Annotated in this window: 16 protein-coding genes; 13 read left to right on the top strand and 3 right to left on the bottom strand. The window is 57.0% G+C overall.

Features of this window, described 5'->3' with window-relative positions:
- Nucleotides 1–373 precede the first annotated feature (373 nt).
- Together dapA and smpB are read left to right on the top strand one after the other, a co-directional pair.
- Nucleotides 374–1,258, top strand: a complete 885-nt coding sequence (gene dapA / locus RRU01S_RS18930) for a 4-hydroxy-tetrahydrodipicolinate synthase (protein ID WP_045231779.1) — start codon at nucleotides 374–376, stop codon at nucleotides 1,256–1,258.
- Nucleotides 1,259–1,368: 110 nt separating this feature from the next.
- Complete coding sequence (smpB, locus tag RRU01S_RS18935) at nucleotides 1,369–1,851, top strand: SsrA-binding protein SmpB (protein WP_045231780.1); 483 nt, start codon at nucleotides 1,369–1,371, stop codon at nucleotides 1,849–1,851.
- Between the two features lie 31 nt (nucleotides 1,852–1,882).
- Here smpB and RRU01S_RS18940 read toward each other — a convergent pair whose 3' ends face one another.
- Nucleotides 1,883–3,919 (bottom strand): HWE histidine kinase domain-containing protein, encoded by a 2,037-nt coding sequence (locus RRU01S_RS18940; RefSeq protein ID WP_045231781.1) that lies wholly within the window; start codon nucleotides 3,917–3,919, stop codon nucleotides 1,883–1,885.
- A gap of 292 nt (nucleotides 3,920–4,211) precedes the next feature.
- The gene (locus RRU01S_RS18945) at nucleotides 4,212–4,784 is read right to left on the bottom strand and encodes a LabA-like NYN domain-containing protein (RefSeq protein ID WP_045231782.1); all 573 of its coding nucleotides are present in this window, start codon (nucleotides 4,782–4,784) and stop codon (nucleotides 4,212–4,214) included.
- Between the two features lie 285 nt (nucleotides 4,785–5,069).
- Here RRU01S_RS18945 and rpoZ point away from each other — a divergent pair, with 285 nt between their 5' ends.
- The 11 genes from rpoZ (at nucleotide 5,070) to recO (ending at nucleotide 13,978) form a co-directional block, all read left to right on the top strand.
- On the top strand, nucleotides 5,070–5,465 hold the full coding sequence (rpoZ, locus tag RRU01S_RS18950; RefSeq protein WP_045231783.1) for a DNA-directed RNA polymerase subunit omega: 396 nt from the start codon (nucleotides 5,070–5,072) through the stop codon (nucleotides 5,463–5,465).
- A gap of 133 nt (nucleotides 5,466–5,598) precedes the next feature.
- Nucleotides 5,599–7,833: a RelA/SpoT family protein gene (locus RRU01S_RS18955; protein WP_045231784.1), complete on the top strand. Its 2,235-nt coding sequence runs from the start codon at nucleotides 5,599–5,601 to the stop codon at nucleotides 7,831–7,833.
- 190 nt (nucleotides 7,834–8,023) lie between these two features.
- Nucleotides 8,024–8,170: a DUF3563 domain-containing protein gene (locus tag RRU01S_RS25520; RefSeq protein ID WP_065698469.1), complete on the top strand. Its 147-nt coding sequence runs from the start codon at nucleotides 8,024–8,026 to the stop codon at nucleotides 8,168–8,170.
- A 121-nt stretch (nucleotides 8,171–8,291) separates the two neighbouring features.
- A complete protein-coding gene (locus RRU01S_RS18960; protein ID WP_045231785.1) occupies nucleotides 8,292–8,891 on the top strand; it encodes a DUF2062 domain-containing protein in 600 nt (199 codons plus the stop codon).
- Nucleotides 8,888–9,292 (top strand): holo-ACP synthase, encoded by a 405-nt coding sequence (gene acpS, locus RRU01S_RS18965; RefSeq protein WP_045231786.1) that lies wholly within the window; start codon nucleotides 8,888–8,890, stop codon nucleotides 9,290–9,292. Before RRU01S_RS18960 ends, acpS begins: the two co-directional genes overlap by 4 nt.
- A 121-nt stretch (nucleotides 9,293–9,413) precedes the next feature.
- Nucleotides 9,414–10,160 carry a signal peptidase I gene (gene lepB / locus RRU01S_RS18970; RefSeq protein ID WP_045231787.1) on the top strand — a complete coding sequence of 249 codons (747 nt, stop codon included), beginning with the start codon at nucleotides 9,414–9,416 and terminating at the stop codon, nucleotides 10,158–10,160.
- A complete protein-coding gene (gene rnc / locus RRU01S_RS18975; protein ID WP_045231788.1) occupies nucleotides 10,157–10,876 on the top strand; it encodes a ribonuclease III in 720 nt (239 codons plus the stop codon). The genes lepB and rnc overlap by 4 nt, the downstream gene beginning before the upstream one ends.
- Nucleotides 10,877–10,887: 11 nt before the next feature.
- Nucleotides 10,888–11,835, top strand: a complete 948-nt coding sequence (era, locus tag RRU01S_RS18980) for a GTPase Era (protein ID WP_045231789.1) — start codon at nucleotides 10,888–10,890, stop codon at nucleotides 11,833–11,835.
- A gap of 77 nt (nucleotides 11,836–11,912) precedes the next feature.
- Complete coding sequence (locus tag RRU01S_RS18985) at nucleotides 11,913–12,665, top strand: Crp/Fnr family transcriptional regulator (protein ID WP_045231896.1); 753 nt, start codon at nucleotides 11,913–11,915, stop codon at nucleotides 12,663–12,665.
- Nucleotides 12,666–12,815: 150 nt separating this feature from the next.
- On the top strand, nucleotides 12,816–13,172 hold the full coding sequence (locus RRU01S_RS18990) for a response regulator (RefSeq protein WP_045231790.1): 357 nt from the start codon (nucleotides 12,816–12,818) through the stop codon (nucleotides 13,170–13,172).
- A gap of 68 nt (nucleotides 13,173–13,240) precedes the next feature.
- Complete coding sequence (gene recO, locus RRU01S_RS18995) at nucleotides 13,241–13,978, top strand: DNA repair protein RecO (RefSeq protein WP_045231791.1); 738 nt, start codon at nucleotides 13,241–13,243, stop codon at nucleotides 13,976–13,978.
- 9 nt (nucleotides 13,979–13,987) lie between these two features.
- On the opposite strand, the gene RRU01S_RS19000 is transcribed toward recO, so the two are convergent.
- A complete protein-coding gene (locus tag RRU01S_RS19000; protein WP_108722684.1) occupies nucleotides 13,988–15,178 on the bottom strand; it encodes an MFS transporter in 1,191 nt (396 codons plus the stop codon).
- Nucleotides 15,179–15,383: the final 205 nt, after the last annotated feature.

Below are 15,383 nucleotides of genomic sequence, written 5' to 3' on the forward strand. Positions count from 1 at the left end.
CGATGTGAGGGTGGCTCGCCCGGGCCACGTCAGGTTACAGTTCAGGCACCACGTCAAACGCCATACCGGATTTTCCGATTTGGCAAGCGGGCGGACAATACGTCTTCCATTAGCCGCTTTCAGCATTAACGAAACCTTAATGAACTCCATCGCTTCAGATCAAATTTAGGTCAGAATGGTCGCGTTACAAGCTTTTGCCGCATCACTAGGCGCTTGGCCCGTTTGCCGCTCTTTTCGTCCAAACTTTTTGTATGTCTCAGGTCAAAAGGCGGTGTTAACAGCTTGTCGGTCGCTTTGGGCCACACTAATGTGACACCGTTTTAATCATGGAATGCGGCTGAAGCATGGACTGGCTCGCCGCTAGGAGTTTTGCATGTTCAAGGGATCCATTCCCGCCCTCATCACGCCGTTCACCGCCGATGGTTCCGTGGACGAAACGGCGTTTGCCGCCCATGTGGAGTGGCAGATTGCCGAAGGCAGCAGCGGCCTCGTGCCTGTCGGGACCACGGGGGAATCTCCAACCCTGTCCCATGACGAGCACAAACGCGTCGTTGAACTGTGCGTGGAAACGGCGGCAAAACGGGTTCCGGTCATCGCAGGTGCCGGCTCCAACAATACGCGTGAGGCGATTGAGCTTGCGCTACATGCGCAGGAAGTCGGCGCGGATGCGCTGCTGGTGGTCACGCCCTACTACAACAAGCCGACGCAAAAGGGTCTTTTCGCGCATTTCTCCGCGATTGCCGAGGCGGTGACGCTGCCGATCATCATCTACAACATCCCGCCACGCTCCGTCATCGACATGACGCCGGAGACCATGGGCTCGCTGGCCAAGGCCCACAAGAACATCGTCGGCGTCAAGGACGCGACCGGAAAGATCGATCGTGTGTCTGAGCAGCGTATCACCTGCGGTAAGGATTTCGTTCAGCTGTCGGGCGAAGATGCGACAGCCCTTGGCTTCAACGCCCATGGCGGCGTCGGCTGCATTTCTGTGGCGGCCAACATCGCGCCGCGTCTGTGTGCAGAGTTTCAGGCGGCAACGCTGGCTGGTAACTATGCGCTGGCGCTGGACTATCAAGACCGCCTTATGCCGCTGCACAAGGCCATCTTCATCGAACCAGGCGTTTGCGGCACGAAATATGCGCTGTCCCGGACGCGGAACGGCAACTGCACGGTCCGTTCGCCACTGATGGATACGCTGGAACCGGCGACGGAAGCTGCAATCGATGCCGCGCTGAAGCATGCCGGTCTGATCAACTGAGATGAACCTGAGATGCGCTGGCGACGGCGCATCTTCACTTTAGGCGCCTTTGTCCCTACATAGGGGCCGAACCGCAGACAGTTTGCGGGTGAATGAAAACGGATTGAAAAATGGCCCCCAAAGGCAGTCAGCGCGTTGTGAACAAGATCGTTGCGGAAAACCGCAAGGCTCGCTTCAATTACGAAATCCTCGACACATACGAGGCAGGTATCGTGCTGACCGGCACCGAGGTCAAATCTCTGCGCGAGGGCAAGGCCAATATCGCTGAATCCTATGCGTCGGATGAGGGCAACGAGATATGGCTGATCAATTCGCATCTGCCGGAATATCTCCAGGCCAACCGCTTCAATCACGAGCCACGCCGCCGCCGAAAACTGCTGTTGTCGAAGCGTGAAATCAGCCGCATGCGCGTCGGTATCAATCGCGAAGGTATGACGCTGGTGCCGTTGAAAATCTATTTCAACGAAAAGGGCCGCGCAAAGCTGGAGCTGGCGCTTGCCAAGGGTAAAAAGCTGCACGACAAGCGCGAGACGGAGAAGGAACGCGACTGGAACCGCCAGAAATCGCGTATCTTGAAGGGCAGTGCTGCTTAAGTAGCCTCTACCGACTGGTGAAACAAAGCGATTACTCGCCCAGTTCTGTCACCAGCGACAATGGTGCCCGGAACGTAGCGATCAGGCCGCTATTGGTAAAATGCTTGTCCACATCTCCCGTGCCTGCAATGCCCATGCGGATGAGGCGTGAGCCAAATCCTTTGCGCTGCGGCTCACGGGCAGGGGGGCCGCCTTTTTCTTCCCACTTCAGCGTCAGCATAGGTTTTTCAGTTTCCTCCGAAACGTCCCAGCTGATGTCGACCACGCCTGTATCCGTGGAAAGCGAGCCATATTTTATGGCGTTGGTACCCAGTTCGTGCAGCAGCAGAGACAGGGAAAGTCCAGCCTTCGGGCCGAGTGGCACTTCTGGACCTGAGATCAGCACTTTCTCGCTGCTGGCGTGCAGGTGCATGACTTTGCGGATTACGTCGCGCAGCCGTGCCGTGGACCAGGATTGCTGCAGCAAAACGTCATGCGCAGAACTAAGCGCATGCAGCCGACCGTTGAATGCGGCAACCGCATCCTTTTCTGTCACATTGCGCAGGGTTTGCGCCGCAATGGCCTGTACGATGGATAATGTGTTCTTGAGACGATGGCTGAGCTCCTGATTGAGAAGCCGCTGCTCGGATTCCGCATTCAACCGGGCAATGGCGGCGTAGGCTCTGTCGGCCACGCCCCAAGCGAAGTCGAGTTCCAGCTTGCTCCAGAAGCGCGGCTTGGAATCATGGGCGAAAAGAATGCCCACAAGGCTGCCGCGGTCGATAACGGGAACCTTGACGAAAGACCGCACACCGATTGCCGAATAGGACGCAGCGTCTTTGTCCAGCCAGCTTGCCGCGTTGATATTGGGGACCGCCAGCGTGTCGCCCATTTCGAGCCGCTCGATCGTGGCGCTGAAGTCGCCAAGCGTGTGATGACCGACGATCGAATTAACGCCGCTCGCGAGCCAATTATACTCCACGAACAACCCGCTCGTGGCACTGTTGACGGTCGCGTATCCGGCCCTGTTTACGGCGAGACCCTCGGCCAGGATTTCCGAGGCTATGCGGGAAATGTCTTCCACCGTCTTGCCCACGCGCAACCGGTCGCCCAAGGTTAGAAGTGCTGCGATGCGAGCATCTTTGCGCTTGGAATCTGTGACATCGATGATGATGCCGATGATCTTGACGCTTTTGCCGGTCTCGTCTTCGATAAATTGCGCACGCCGCGCAACCCAACGCACCCGTTGGTCGTTGCCGCGCCTGATCCTATATTCGACACTCAAAGGCGCGGTGCCATCACCTTGGCTGATGGCTTCCGATGCAAGCTTCTTGTCCTCATCGATGATGAGGTTTTGAAAGACTTGGGTCGAATATTGCCGCTGTACCGGAACGCCGTAGATGCGACAGAATTCTTCCGACACGATCATGTCGTTGGTGGCAATATCGACCTCGAAAATGCCGATCCTGCCCGCATCATGGGCCGCTTTCGAGCGCGCATCATTGACCAGCAGCTCTTCGGCCTTCGCATCTGCCTTGCTGGCGCGTATCTGCCTTTTGGCAGAAAGACGGCGCTCCAGGGCCAGATCGTGAGACATGGTGTGAAGGTTGCGGCGGAGCTCCAAGAGCGACATGACCTGACGGGCTAGCGCTTGCAGCCCGGTTTTCTGGGCTTTCGATAATTCCTTCGCCTCATGGCCCAGCACGCAGATCGTCCCGATCGGCAGTCCGTCATCGGATTTCAGCAGGGCGCCCGCGTAAAAGCGGATATGGGGTTCGGACGTAACAAGAGGATTGCAGTTGAAGCGGGGGTCTTCCAGCGTATCTGGAATGATGAGGAGGTCCTGCTCAAGTATGGCATGGGCGCAAAACGATGTGTCCAAAGGCGTCGTGCGGACACCCAGGCCAACTTCGGCTTTGAAAAACTGTCGGCCATCGCCAATGAGATTAACGACGGCAATGGGCGTGTCGCACAGTGACGCTGCCAACGCTGCGATATCGTCGAAATCTTGCTCACGTGGCGTGTCGAGTATGTTGTAGCTTTCAAGCGCTGCAAGGCGACGCTGCTCTTCCGACGTAATAGCTTCCATGGGCCTGTTTTATTTTAATGGTCACACTGGCGCGTCGGCGAAAAAAGCCGATCATATCGTGTATTTGATACAAAACAGTGCTCATTACCATCATAAAAAACTGGGCGATCAAAATGGTTCGAATGCCACGGCAACATAAGGGACCGGTCGGTGTCGATGTGATAACGTGCAACGGGCGTCGTTCTCTCTCGATGTGCGGATGCCGGGAATGGGCGGAAGCCTGAAATGCGCGCACGAAAAAGCGCGGCGCATCCTTTTCAGACGCCCGCGCTTTCGTCGGTGTGGCTAAAGTCTACTCGACCGTTTCGGTGTTTTCCACGACGCGGTGAGCGCGTTCGCTTGGATCGCGACCGATTTCAGCCTTCAACGACAGCAGATCGATGAAGTGGTCGGCCTGACGACGAAGATCGTCGGCAATCATCGGCGGTTGCGTGGACATGGTCGAGATAACGGAGACCTTGCGGCCACGACGTTGAAGCGCGTCGACCAGCGTGGTGAAATCGCCGTCGCCGGAAAACAGCACGAGGTGATCAACCGTCTCGGATTGCTCCATGGCATCGACGGCCAGTTCGATGTCCATATTGCCCTTGATCTTGCGTCGGCCCATCGCGTCGGTAAATTCCTTCGCGGGCTTCGTCACGACCTTGTAGCCATTATAATCCAGCCAGTCGATCAGCGGACGAATGGAGGAATATTCCTGGTCTTCGATCAATGCGGTGTAATAATACGCGCGCAGCAGATAGCCTCTTTTCTGAAAGGCCTTCAGAAGTTTTCGGTAATCGATATCAAAACCGAGACTTTTGGATGCGGCATAGAGATTGGCCCCGTCGATGAAGAGTGCAATTTTCTCACGTGGGTCGAACATAAAAACAAAATCCTTTCTCGACGGGCGAGCCGCCAACAATCAAAAGAGCAACACGGTCGAGAATATATCTGCCGGGCACGGTACATTATTAACCATTCATATAAGTGCCATGCTTTGGCAGTCCAGCCCCATTTTTAGGATTTTTGCACAAGGTTCAGTCTTTTTGACAGAAATGCGACGTTCTTATGCCTATAGAAGGTGCCGATCAGGAAAAACTTGAAATCTTCCGTCAATGCCTGTATCGGGACGGGTAATCCGCGACATTAAGACCGCAAAGGACAGGCAATGGCCCGTGTCACCGTAGAAGATTGCATCGATAAAGTAGACAACCGCTTCGAACTGGTTCTTCTGGCCAGCCATCGTGCGCGCCAGATTTCGCAAGGGTCGCAGATCACCATCGATCGCGACAATGACAAGAACCCTGTTGTTGCGCTGCGCGAAATCGCTGACGAAACCCTGTCTCCTGACGACCTGAAGGAAGACCTGATCCACTCGCTGCAGAAGCATGTGGAAGTGGACGAGCCAGAACCCGATCCAGTCTCGATTGCGGCCGCCGGTTCTTCCAGCGACGCAGAGGACGACGATGCGCCAGAGACCGTCAACTTCGACCAGATGACGGAAGAAGATCTTCTGGCCGGTATCGAAGGTCTTGTGCCGCCTGAAAAGAACGACGATTATTGATTTTCGGATGTACGCCGGAAAAATCTCCGGTTACGCTCTGTAAATCTTTATCGTCATAATCTGAACGCAGATTATACCACATTGTGCGCCGATCTAACGATTGGCGCGCTTTCTTTTTCGGGGCATCCCATACATGATGCGACAGTATGAACTCGTCGAGCGAGTTCAAAAATACAAGCCAGACGCAAACGAGGCCTTGCTGAACAAGGCCTATGTCTATGCCATGCAAAAACATGGCCAGCAAAAACGCGCTAACGGCGATCCCTACATTTCGCATCCGCTGGAAGTCGCGGCCATTCTCACCGAGATGCATCTCGATGAATCGACCATCGCGGTCGCCCTGCTGCATGACACGATCGAAGACACCAGCGCCACCCGCGCGGAAATTGATGATCTCTTCGGTGAAGACATTGGCCGACTGGTCGAAGGCCTGACCAAGCTCAAGAAGCTCGATCTCGTTACCAAGAAAGCCAAGCAGGCTGAAAACCTGCGCAAGCTGCTGCTGGCGATTTCCGACGACGTGCGCGTTCTCCTGGTGAAGCTGGCAGACCGTCTTCACAATATGCGCACCATGGAGCATATGCCGGAGGACAAGCGCAGCCGCATTTCCGAAGAGACGATGGAAATCTATGCGCCGCTGGCCGGACGCATGGGCATGCAGGACATGCGCGACGAGCTGGAAGACCTCTCGTTCCGCTACCTCAACCCGGAAGCCTTCGAGACGGTCACAAAACGTCTTCAGGGGCTTGAAGAACAGAACCAGGGCCTCATCAAAAAGATCGAGGATGAGCTGCGCGAATTGCTCATCGCCAATGGTGTGGAGGGCGCTTACGTCAAGGGTCGTCAGAAGAAGCCACACTCCGTGTTTCGCAAGATGCAGTCAAAGTCGCTGTCCTTCGAGCAGCTGTCGGATGTCTATGGTTTCCGCATTCTCGTGCAGGATCTGCCCGCTTGCTATCGGGCGCTCGGCATCGTCCACACCCGCTGGCGCGTCGTACCCGGTCGGTTCAAGGACTACATCTCGACGCCGAAGCAGAACGACTACCGCTCAATCCACACCACGATCGTCGGTCCGTCGCGCCAGCGTATCGAGCTGCAAATCCGCACCAAGCGCATGCACGAAATCGCCGAATACGGCATTGCCGCGCATTCGCTTTATAAGGACGGCGAAATCCGCGATGGCGATGTGTTGTCGCCGGAATCCAACGCCTATTCCTGGCTGCGCCATACCATCGAGGCCTTGGCAGAAGGGGACAGCCCGGAAGAGTTTCTGGAGCACACGAAGCTCGAACTGTTCCAGGACCAGGTCTTCTGTTTTACACCAAAGGGCAAGCTGATCGCGTTGCCGCGCGGTGCGACACCCATCGATTTCGCCTATGCCGTTCACACCAATATTGGCGACACGACCGTGGGTGCCAAGATCAACGGCCGGATCATGCCGCTGGTCACGCGCCTGAACAATGGTGACGAAGTCGAGATCATCCGCTCTGGTGTGCAGGTTCCGCCTGCCGCATGGGAAGAGGTGGTCGTGACCGGCAAGGCACGCTCGGCCATTCGCCGCGCCACCCGCATGGCCATTCGCAAGCAATATGCTGGTCTCGGCTATCGCATATTGGAGCGCACCTTCGAGCGCGCCGGAAAGCCGTTTTCGCGTGAAGGGCTGAAGCCCGTGCTGCACCGCTTAGCGCAGAAAGACGTCGAAGACGCCATTGCCGCCGTCGGGCGCGGTGAAGTCTCGTCTCTGGATGTGTTGCGCGCCGTTCATCCCGATTATCAGGACGAGCGAGTCACCGTGAAGATGACCGGCGACGATGGCTGGTTCAACATGCGCAGCGCATCCGGCATGATCTTCAAGATACCGGGTAAATCCCGCTCGGTGCTGGAAGACGATGGCGCGACCGAAGTGATCGATGGTCCCGACCCGTTGCCCATTCGCGGTCTGTCCGACAATGTCGAGGTGCATTTTGGTGCGGCAGGTGCCGTTCCGGGAGACCGCATCGTCGGCATCATGGAAAAAGGCAAGGGCATCACCATCTACCCGATCCAGTCGCCGGCACTGCAACGCTTTGACGACGAGCCGGAACGCTGGATCGATGTGCGCTGGGATCTGGATGAGGCCAACAAATCTCGTTTCATGGCGCGGGTTATGATCAATGCGCTGAACGAGCCCGGCACGCTGGCGTCGGTCGCCCAATCCATTGCCACGCTGGACGTGAACATTCGTGGGTTGAACATGGTGCGTATCGGAACGGACTTTTCCGAACTGGCGCTCGACATCGAAGTCTGGGATTTACGGCAGTTGAGCCAGCTGTTGTCGCAGCTGAAAGACCTGGATTGCGTTTCCACGGTCAAACGCGCCTTCGATTAAGGCAATATTGCTCTAAATATCATCATCAGGGCCGCTGTTATGCATTGAGTGCATAGCAGCGGCCTTGTCCTGTCTGTAGTCAATTAGCGTTTTCCGACCTATCTTCACATCAGAAATCAAGAGCAAGCAGACGGCCAGCCGGACACGATCCGATGTTGTGAGGCCGATGTATCTGGAAAAGGAAAAGAAGATGTTTGGACCAATTCGCAAGCTAGCCCGCGCCGTTCGTGGTAAGTCTGTTCAGGAACGTGAATTCGATTATTTGAGCGACTCCGTATCGCGCGTCGACCTTGAATTCCGTCAGCGCGAAATCGATCGCGGCATGTTCCGCCGTTAATGCAAAATTGCATACCGGCCATATCGGTATGATGTTATGGGCGCATTCGAAAGTGCGCTCTTTGGACACAAGCCGCGGTTTCGCCCTTGGCGTGATCGAAACGATGCAATAAGTTCCCCCTATGCCGTTTCGTCGCCGTAAACCTGCTGGCCATCTTGAAAGACTGCGCGCCCTTTTGTGGCCGCGCATGGGCTTTCGCCGTTCGCTTCGTTACCTGAAGCTGAGGCTCGTGCGGCTGTCCGCATCCCCATACTCCGTGGCGGCGGGTGTGGCAGTGGGTGTGGCGGTCGCATGGACGCCCTTTCTTGGCATTCATATCCTGATTGCCATGGCACTGGCCTTCGTGCTCAGAGCCAACCTCGTGGCCGCCGCGCTCGGCACGACATTTGCCAATCCCCTGACATTTCCTCTGATCTGGGCTTCGACTTGGGAACTCGGTCATCTGCTTCTGGGGCGCAGTGATCAGAATGTCTCGTCCCACGTGGATTTCTCCCAGATTTTCAGCCACATGAACTTCCTTCAGCTCTGGCAGCCGGTTCTGGAACCGATGACCATCGGCGCGCTCATCCCCGCAGCTTTGTCGGCCGTCGTGGCCTATGTCAGCGTCTACGTAGTTATTCGCGGCTTCAGAACGCGTAAAGATCAGCTGCTGGTGCAGCACATCGCCGACGCGGCAGCTCGCAAATCCGATGCCAATCTAGCAGCAGGGACCACCGAATGATTATCGGAATGGGCAGCGACCTCATCGACATCAGGCGCATCGAAACCTCCATTTCACGCTTCGGCGATCGCTTCACCAACCGCTGCTTCACCGAGGTCGAGCAGAAGAAATCCGATGGTCGCAAGAACCGGGCAGCGTCCTACGCCAAGCGCTTCGCAGCCAAGGAGGCCTGCTCCAAGGCGCTGGGAACGGGGCTGGCGCAGGGTGTGTTCTGGAAGGACATGGGTGTCGTAAACCTGCCTAGCGGCAAGCCGACGATGCGGCTGACCAATGGCGCGGCAGAGCACCTTGCCAAGCTTTTGCCCGCCGGGCACGAAGCGGTCATCCATCTGACCATCACTGACGAGTTTCCCTATGCGCAGGCCTTTGTGATCATCGAGGCCGTCGCGGTAACCAAATAACGTCAAATTCCGCCGCCAAGCCGGTTTAGACCTGCCACACGCGATGGAAACGCTTCCCTTTACCCTTGAAAGGTTCTAGAGAAGTCCGTCGAAATCGAAGAACGAGCAGGCAGGTCTTTAAGTGTCCGAACAAGCTGAAAAGAAGCAGAGCGCCCTTTGGGAAAACGTCAAGGTCATCGTCCAGGCGTTGCTCCTGGCCATGGTCATCCGCACGGTGCTTTTCCAGCCTTTTACCATTCCGTCCGGCTCCATGATGCCGACGCTGCTGGTGGGCGATTACCTGTTCGTCAACAAATTCTCCTACGGCTATTCGAAATACTCGCTGCCGTTTTCGCCAGACCTGTTCTCCGGCCGCATCCTTGAGTTCAGCGAGCCCAAGCGTGGCGATGTCGTCGTCTTCCGCCTGCCTCCAAACCCTGAAGTCGATTACATCAAGCGCCTCGTCGGCCTGCCGGGTGATCGCATCCAGGTGACCAACGGCGTGCTGCTCATCAACGGCCAGCCCGTGCCGAAGCAGCCCGATGGCGTCTTCACCTCGGATTACCGTGCCGATCCCGGTGCAAACGTTCCCGTCTTCCGCGAAACGCTGGATAATGGCGTGACCTACGACACGCTCGACCAGTCGCCTGATTCCCGCGGCGACAACACCCGCGAGTTCATCGTTCCCGAAGGCCATTATTTCATGATGGGCGACAACCGCGACAATTCGCTGGATAGCCGCTTCGACGTTGGTTTCGTGCCTGCTGAAAATCTGATCGGCCGCGCAAGCGTGATCTTCTTCTCGCTGGGCAACGACACGCCGTTCAGCCGCGTCTGGGACTGGCCCGCCAACATGCGTTGGGACCGCCTGTTCAAGGTCGTTCAATGAGCAAGGTGAAGTCGCTTTCGGCAGACGAAATCGGCCGTCTGGAAGCTCTTATCGGATATGAGTTCAAGGAAAAGGCCCGGCTCGACCGGGCCTTGACCCATGCAAGCGCCAGTGCCGGAAAAACCGGCAATTACGAGCGTCTGGAGTTTCTCGGCGACCGCGTGCTGGGCCTGTGTGTTGCCGAACTGCTGTTCACCACTTTTCGCAACGCCACTGAAGGTGAGCTTTCCGTGCGCCTCAATCAGCTTGTGAGTGCCGAATCCTGCGCCGCCATTGCTGACGAAATGGGTCTGCATCTGTTCATTCGCACCGGTGCCGATGTCAAGAAGCTGACCGGCAAGGCGATGCTCAATGTGCGTGCCGATGTGGTGGAAAGCCTGATTGCCGCCATCTACATCGATGGCGGGCTGGAGGCCGGACGCAGCTTCATTTTGAAATACTGGAACCAGCGCGCCACCCGCGTGGATGCGGGACGACGCGATGCCAAGACGGAATTGCAGGAATGGGCGCACGCAAAATTTGCTGCGACCCCGCATTACAGGATTGACGACCGCACCGGACCGGACCACGATCCAAGCTTCACGGTGACGGTGGAAGTACCCGGCGTTGCGCCGGAAACGGGCGTTGATCGCTCCAAGCGCGCTGCCGAGCAGGTGGCCGCGACGAAATTATTGGAACGCGAAGGCGTTTGGCAGAAATCGTCTGCCGCAAATTGATTGGATACCCCATGACCGAACATGAACTCGACGCCACGCCGTCAGACGAAATCGTTGAAACCAGACCGACCCATTCCGGCTTCGTTGCGCTGATCGGCCCGACCAATGCGGGCAAATCGACGCTGGTCAACCATCTCGTCGGCGCGAAGGTGTCGATCGTCAGCCACAAGGTGCAGACGACGCGCGCCGTGATGCGCGGCATTGCGATTCACAACAACGCACAGATCGTGTTCATGGATACGCCCGGTATCTTCAAACCGCGCCGTCGTTTGGACCGCGCCATGGTCACATCCGCGTGGGGTGGTGCCAAGGACGCCGATATCATTCTGCTGCTGATCGACAGCGAGCGTGGACTGAAGGGCGACGCACAAACCATCCTCGAGGGCCTGAAGGATGTGAAGCAGACGAAGATTCTCTGCCTGAACAAGATCGACCAGGTTCAGCGCGAGGATTTGCTGACGCTGGCGTCTACCGCCAACGAGATCGTCAATTTCGACCGCACCTTCATGATTTCTGCCACCAACGGTTCGGGTTGTGACGACCTAATGAACTATCTGTCGGATGAACTGCCGGAGGGTCCGTGGTATTACCCGGAAGACCAGATCTCCGATCTGCCGATGCGTCAGCTTGCGGCCGAAATTACCCGCGAAAAGCTGTTTTTGCGCCTGCATCAGGAGCTACCTTACGCATCCCACGTCGAGACCGAGAAGTGGGAAGAGCGCAAGGATGGGTCTGTTCGTATCGAGCAGGTCATCTATGTCGAGCGCGACAGCCAGAAGAAGATCGCTCTGGGCAAGAATGGCGATGCCATCAAGGCCATCTCGTCATCGTCGCGCAAGGAACTTTCGGCCATTCTCGAACAGACCGTTCACCTCTTCTTGTTTGTGAAGGTGCGCGAGAACTGGGGCGATGATCCAGAACGCTTCCGCGAGATGGGCCTGGAGTTCCCGCGAAACTGATTATAGACGACGTGACCGTTTCGGTTGCCGGGTGAATGCGCTGATAACATTGTCGATTTTGTTGTTTATGGATGATCATGTCGCCGAAGAAGCCAAACGGAATGTCGACCACGCCCTGCGAGCAGTGCCCTTTGCGTGGCCTCAAATATTTCCGCGATTTCACGGCTCCGGAACTGGATTTCGTCTCCCGCTTCAAAACCGGTGAACTCTCGGTGGAGCCGGGCGCCATCGTGCTGATGGAGGGCTCGCACAGCGCGCATCTTTATACGATTTTGCAAGGCTGGGGATTCCGCTACAAGACGCTGGAAGACGGGCGCCGCCAGATTCTCAATTACCTGATGCCGGGCGATCTCGTCGGTCTGCAAGGCACGGTGATGGGAGAGATGCAGCACTCGGTCGAGGCGTTGTCTCCCATTACCCTGTGCGTTTTCGAACGCAGCCGATTGCACAGCCTCTTTGGCGATCATCCGTCGCTCGCCTATGACATCACCTGGATTGCTGCCAGCGAAGAGCGCATGCTGGACAACCACTTGCTGAGCATCGGGCGACGTACGGCGCTGGAGCGGGCAGCCTATCTACTGGCGTTCCTCTACAACAAGGCCGTTAGGGTTGGTCTTTTGGAGCCCAACGGTCCGATACCGGTGACACAGCAGCACGTGGCCGATACGCTGGGACTGTCCATTGTCCACACGAACAAGACCCTGCGTAAGCTTGCGGACAAAGAGTTGATTCGCTGGACCGATAAGGGATGCATCGTGTTGGATGACGCCGGATTGGCCCAGACGGCTGGCTGGGAAGCGGATTTGCGCAACGCGCGACCATTCATTTAGAAATTTCTGATGTAATTTCTGATTAATTTGCTATGTCTTTTTTAAATGACGGCGTGAACCCGATCTGCGATGTCATAGGAATTGGTTCTGTGAATGTTCACGGATGTTTTTGATGCCGCGTTATTGCTTGCGGCCAGAGAAAGATAAAAAATGTTGCCTCAACGGGTTCTCATCGTAGAGGACGAATATCTAGTTGCCATGGATGTGGAAACTTCCCTTCAGGCCATGGGTGTCCAGACTATCGACATTGCGACCACTTTGTTTCAGGCCAAGGAATCACTTCTGCGGGCAAGACCCGACTGCGTTCTTCTCGATGTAAGCCTGTCTGATGGCATGAGCTATGAGCTTGCACGCCATTTACGCGAGCATTCGATTCCTTTCGGTTTTGTCAGCGGTTACGGCGATACCAGTGGTTTCCCGCCTGATTTCGCCGATTCCCACCTTCTGGATAAGCCTTTCGGCGAGGTCGAGCTTAAATCCTTCGTCTCGCGCATCATGGGGCTGTGAAAACCAAGCGCTGATGCGCCGGATCGGCTATATCTGGCTTTTAGACTGGCAGATCGAGCAAACCATCCATGCAGTGGCAGGACGATGCAATTATTCTCGGCGTAAAGCGCCATGGTGAGACCAGCGTCATTGCCGAGCTGATGACGCGCACCCGTGGGCGATATCTGGGACTTGTCCGCTCAGGTCGTTCGCGCAGCATGCAGCCCGTTCTTCAACCTGGCAACCGAGTTGATGTGACGTGGCGCGCGCGTCTGCACGATCACCTGGGGGAATATCGTATCGAACCGCTGCAATTGCGCGCAGCGCAATTGATGGAAACGGCAACCGCCGTTTACGGCGTTCAGGCCATGGCGGCACTGCTGCGTCTCTTGCCGGAGCGGGATCCGCATCCGCATCTGTTTGAAGCGCTGGATGTCATCCTCGACAATCTCTCCGATCCCGCCGACGCGGGAGAGCTGTTCGTGCGCTTCGAGTTGGCGGTGCTCAACGATCTCGGCTTCGGGCTGGATCTCAACGAATGCGCAGCCACGGGTCTTCGCGATGACCTCATCTATGTCTCGCCAAAGACGGGCAGGGCGGTTTCGCGTCATGCTGGCGCGCCCTATGCCGCGCGCATGCTGGCGCTGCCGCAGTTTCTGAGCAAGGAAAACTCAAAGGCGGCCGACAGCGAAAGCCTCGCAGCGGCGTTCAGGCTAACCGGTCATTTTCTGCATCGGCACGTCTATGAGCCGCGCGGCCTGGATGAAAACTCCACCCGTGATGGTTTCGTACAGGCGGCATTGAAGGCGTTGAACAAGGCTAGCTGATCGCGTGCCTTACGCTGCTGCCGGTCGAAGCACGGCCCGTTCCTCTATCGGCCAATGCACGACGGCGGCAAACAGGCCCATGGCGACACCCAGCCACCAGACGAGATCGTAAGAGCCGAGCTTGTCATAGAGGAAGCCACCCAGCCAGACGCCGAGGAACGACCCGATCTGGTGCGACAGAAACACGACGCCGCCCAGCATGCCGAGATGGCGCGTGCCGAACATGATGGCGACGAGGCCGTTGGTTGGCGGCACGGTGGAGAGCCAGAGGATTCCCATGGTGGCGGCAAAGATGATCACCGACGTCGGTGATTGCGGCAACAGCAGGAACGCGGTGACGGCGATGGACCTACCGATATAGATATAAGCCAGCAGGTAGGGCTTGGAGTAACGCTGGGCGATGAAACCGGCGGCCAGCGACCCCGCAATATTGAAGAAGCCGATTAGCGCCATGGCGATGACCGCATAACGTGGTTCGATGCCGATATCGCCGAGATAGGCGGGGAAATGCGCAGTGATGAAGGCCACCTGGAAGCCGCAGACGAAAAAGCCTGTCGTCAGTAGCAGATAGCTCTTGTGGCCCAGCGCTTCTTTCAAAGCCTGCCCGGCGGTCTGCTTGAACTGCGTCTGAGACTGCGTGCCGGACGAGGAGTTACCGCGCAGCGGCCACGCCAGAAGCGGCACGATCAACATCATGGCGCCCAGCCAAACGAGGCTATCCGACCATCCATAGGTGGAGATCAGTCCCTGGCTGATGGGAGCGAAGACGAACATACCGGCAGAACCCGCCGCGGTGCCGATGCCAAAGGCCATCGTCCGCTGCTCCGGCGTGACGTGGCGGGCAAAGGCAGAGAGAATCACGCTGAAAGACCCCGCCGCAACGCCAAGCCCAACCAGCACGCCGCCGCCCAGATGCAGCCAAAGCGGCGATGTGCCCACGGACATGCAGACAAGACCAGCCGCATAGATGAAGCCGGAGAGGACCAGAACGCGTCCAGTTCCATACTTATCCGCCAGCGCACCGAAAACCGGCTGCCCAAGCCCCCAGAACAGATTCTGCAACGCCATGGCCAGCCCGAAAGTGGAGCGATCCCAACCGGTATCGGCCAGCATAGGTAGCTGGAAGAAGCCCATGGCAGAGCGCGGACCGAAGGTCAGCACGGCTATGAGGGAGCCAGCGACGATAATGAACCATGGCATGGGGTTGGTGGAAGAGGTGGCGATTCGGGACACGGGAATGATCTCCAGACAGTGAGATATTATTACCGTTTGCAAACGTCTTTCGCCAACGACTTTTCTTGACGGGGATATGAGCGAGGTTGATGGGTGTTGCTAGAAAGGTGAGGGTGCTTGTTTGGGAGACTGCAGAATTGATGGCAGAGCGTGTGGCTTGCCCCCCTCTGTC

The sequence above is a fragment of the Agrobacterium rubi TR3 = NBRC 13261 genome (assembly GCF_000739935.1).
In the GTDB taxonomy this organism is placed as follows: domain Bacteria; phylum Pseudomonadota; class Alphaproteobacteria; order Rhizobiales; family Rhizobiaceae; genus Agrobacterium; species Agrobacterium rubi.

Bases quoted from the DNA above. Each gene is read 5' to 3' on its own strand.
- dapA (WP_045231779.1), top strand. From the start codon at position 374: ATGTTCAAGGGATCCATTCCCGCCCTCATCACGCCGTTCACCGCCGAT.
- smpB (WP_045231780.1), top strand. From the start codon at position 1,369: ATGGCCCCCAAAGGCAGTCAGCGCGTTGTGAACAAGATCGTTGCGGAA.
- RRU01S_RS18940 (WP_045231781.1), bottom strand. From the start codon at position 3,919: ATGGAAGCTATTACGTCGGAAGAGCAGCGTCGCCTTGCAGCGCTTGAA.
- RRU01S_RS18945 (WP_045231782.1), bottom strand. From the start codon at position 4,784: ATGTTCGACCCACGTGAGAAAATTGCACTCTTCATCGACGGGGCCAAT.
- rpoZ (WP_045231783.1), top strand. From the start codon at position 5,070: ATGGCCCGTGTCACCGTAGAAGATTGCATCGATAAAGTAGACAACCGC.
- RRU01S_RS18955 (WP_045231784.1), top strand. From the start codon at position 5,599: ATGATGCGACAGTATGAACTCGTCGAGCGAGTTCAAAAATACAAGCCA.
- RRU01S_RS25520 (WP_065698469.1), top strand. From the start codon at position 8,024: ATGTTTGGACCAATTCGCAAGCTAGCCCGCGCCGTTCGTGGTAAGTCT.
- RRU01S_RS18960 (WP_045231785.1), top strand. From the start codon at position 8,292: ATGCCGTTTCGTCGCCGTAAACCTGCTGGCCATCTTGAAAGACTGCGC.
- acpS (WP_045231786.1), top strand. From the start codon at position 8,888: ATGATTATCGGAATGGGCAGCGACCTCATCGACATCAGGCGCATCGAA.
- rnc (WP_045231788.1), top strand. From the start codon at position 10,157: ATGAGCAAGGTGAAGTCGCTTTCGGCAGACGAAATCGGCCGTCTGGAA.
- era (WP_045231789.1), top strand. From the start codon at position 10,888: ATGACCGAACATGAACTCGACGCCACGCCGTCAGACGAAATCGTTGAA.
- RRU01S_RS18985 (WP_045231896.1), top strand. From the start codon at position 11,913: ATGTCGCCGAAGAAGCCAAACGGAATGTCGACCACGCCCTGCGAGCAG.
- RRU01S_RS18990 (WP_045231790.1), top strand. From the start codon at position 12,816: ATGTTGCCTCAACGGGTTCTCATCGTAGAGGACGAATATCTAGTTGCC.
- recO (WP_045231791.1), top strand. From the start codon at position 13,241: ATGCAGTGGCAGGACGATGCAATTATTCTCGGCGTAAAGCGCCATGGT.
- RRU01S_RS19000 (WP_108722684.1), bottom strand. From the start codon at position 15,178: ATGCCATGGTTCATTATCGTCGCTGGCTCCCTCATAGCCGTGCTGACC.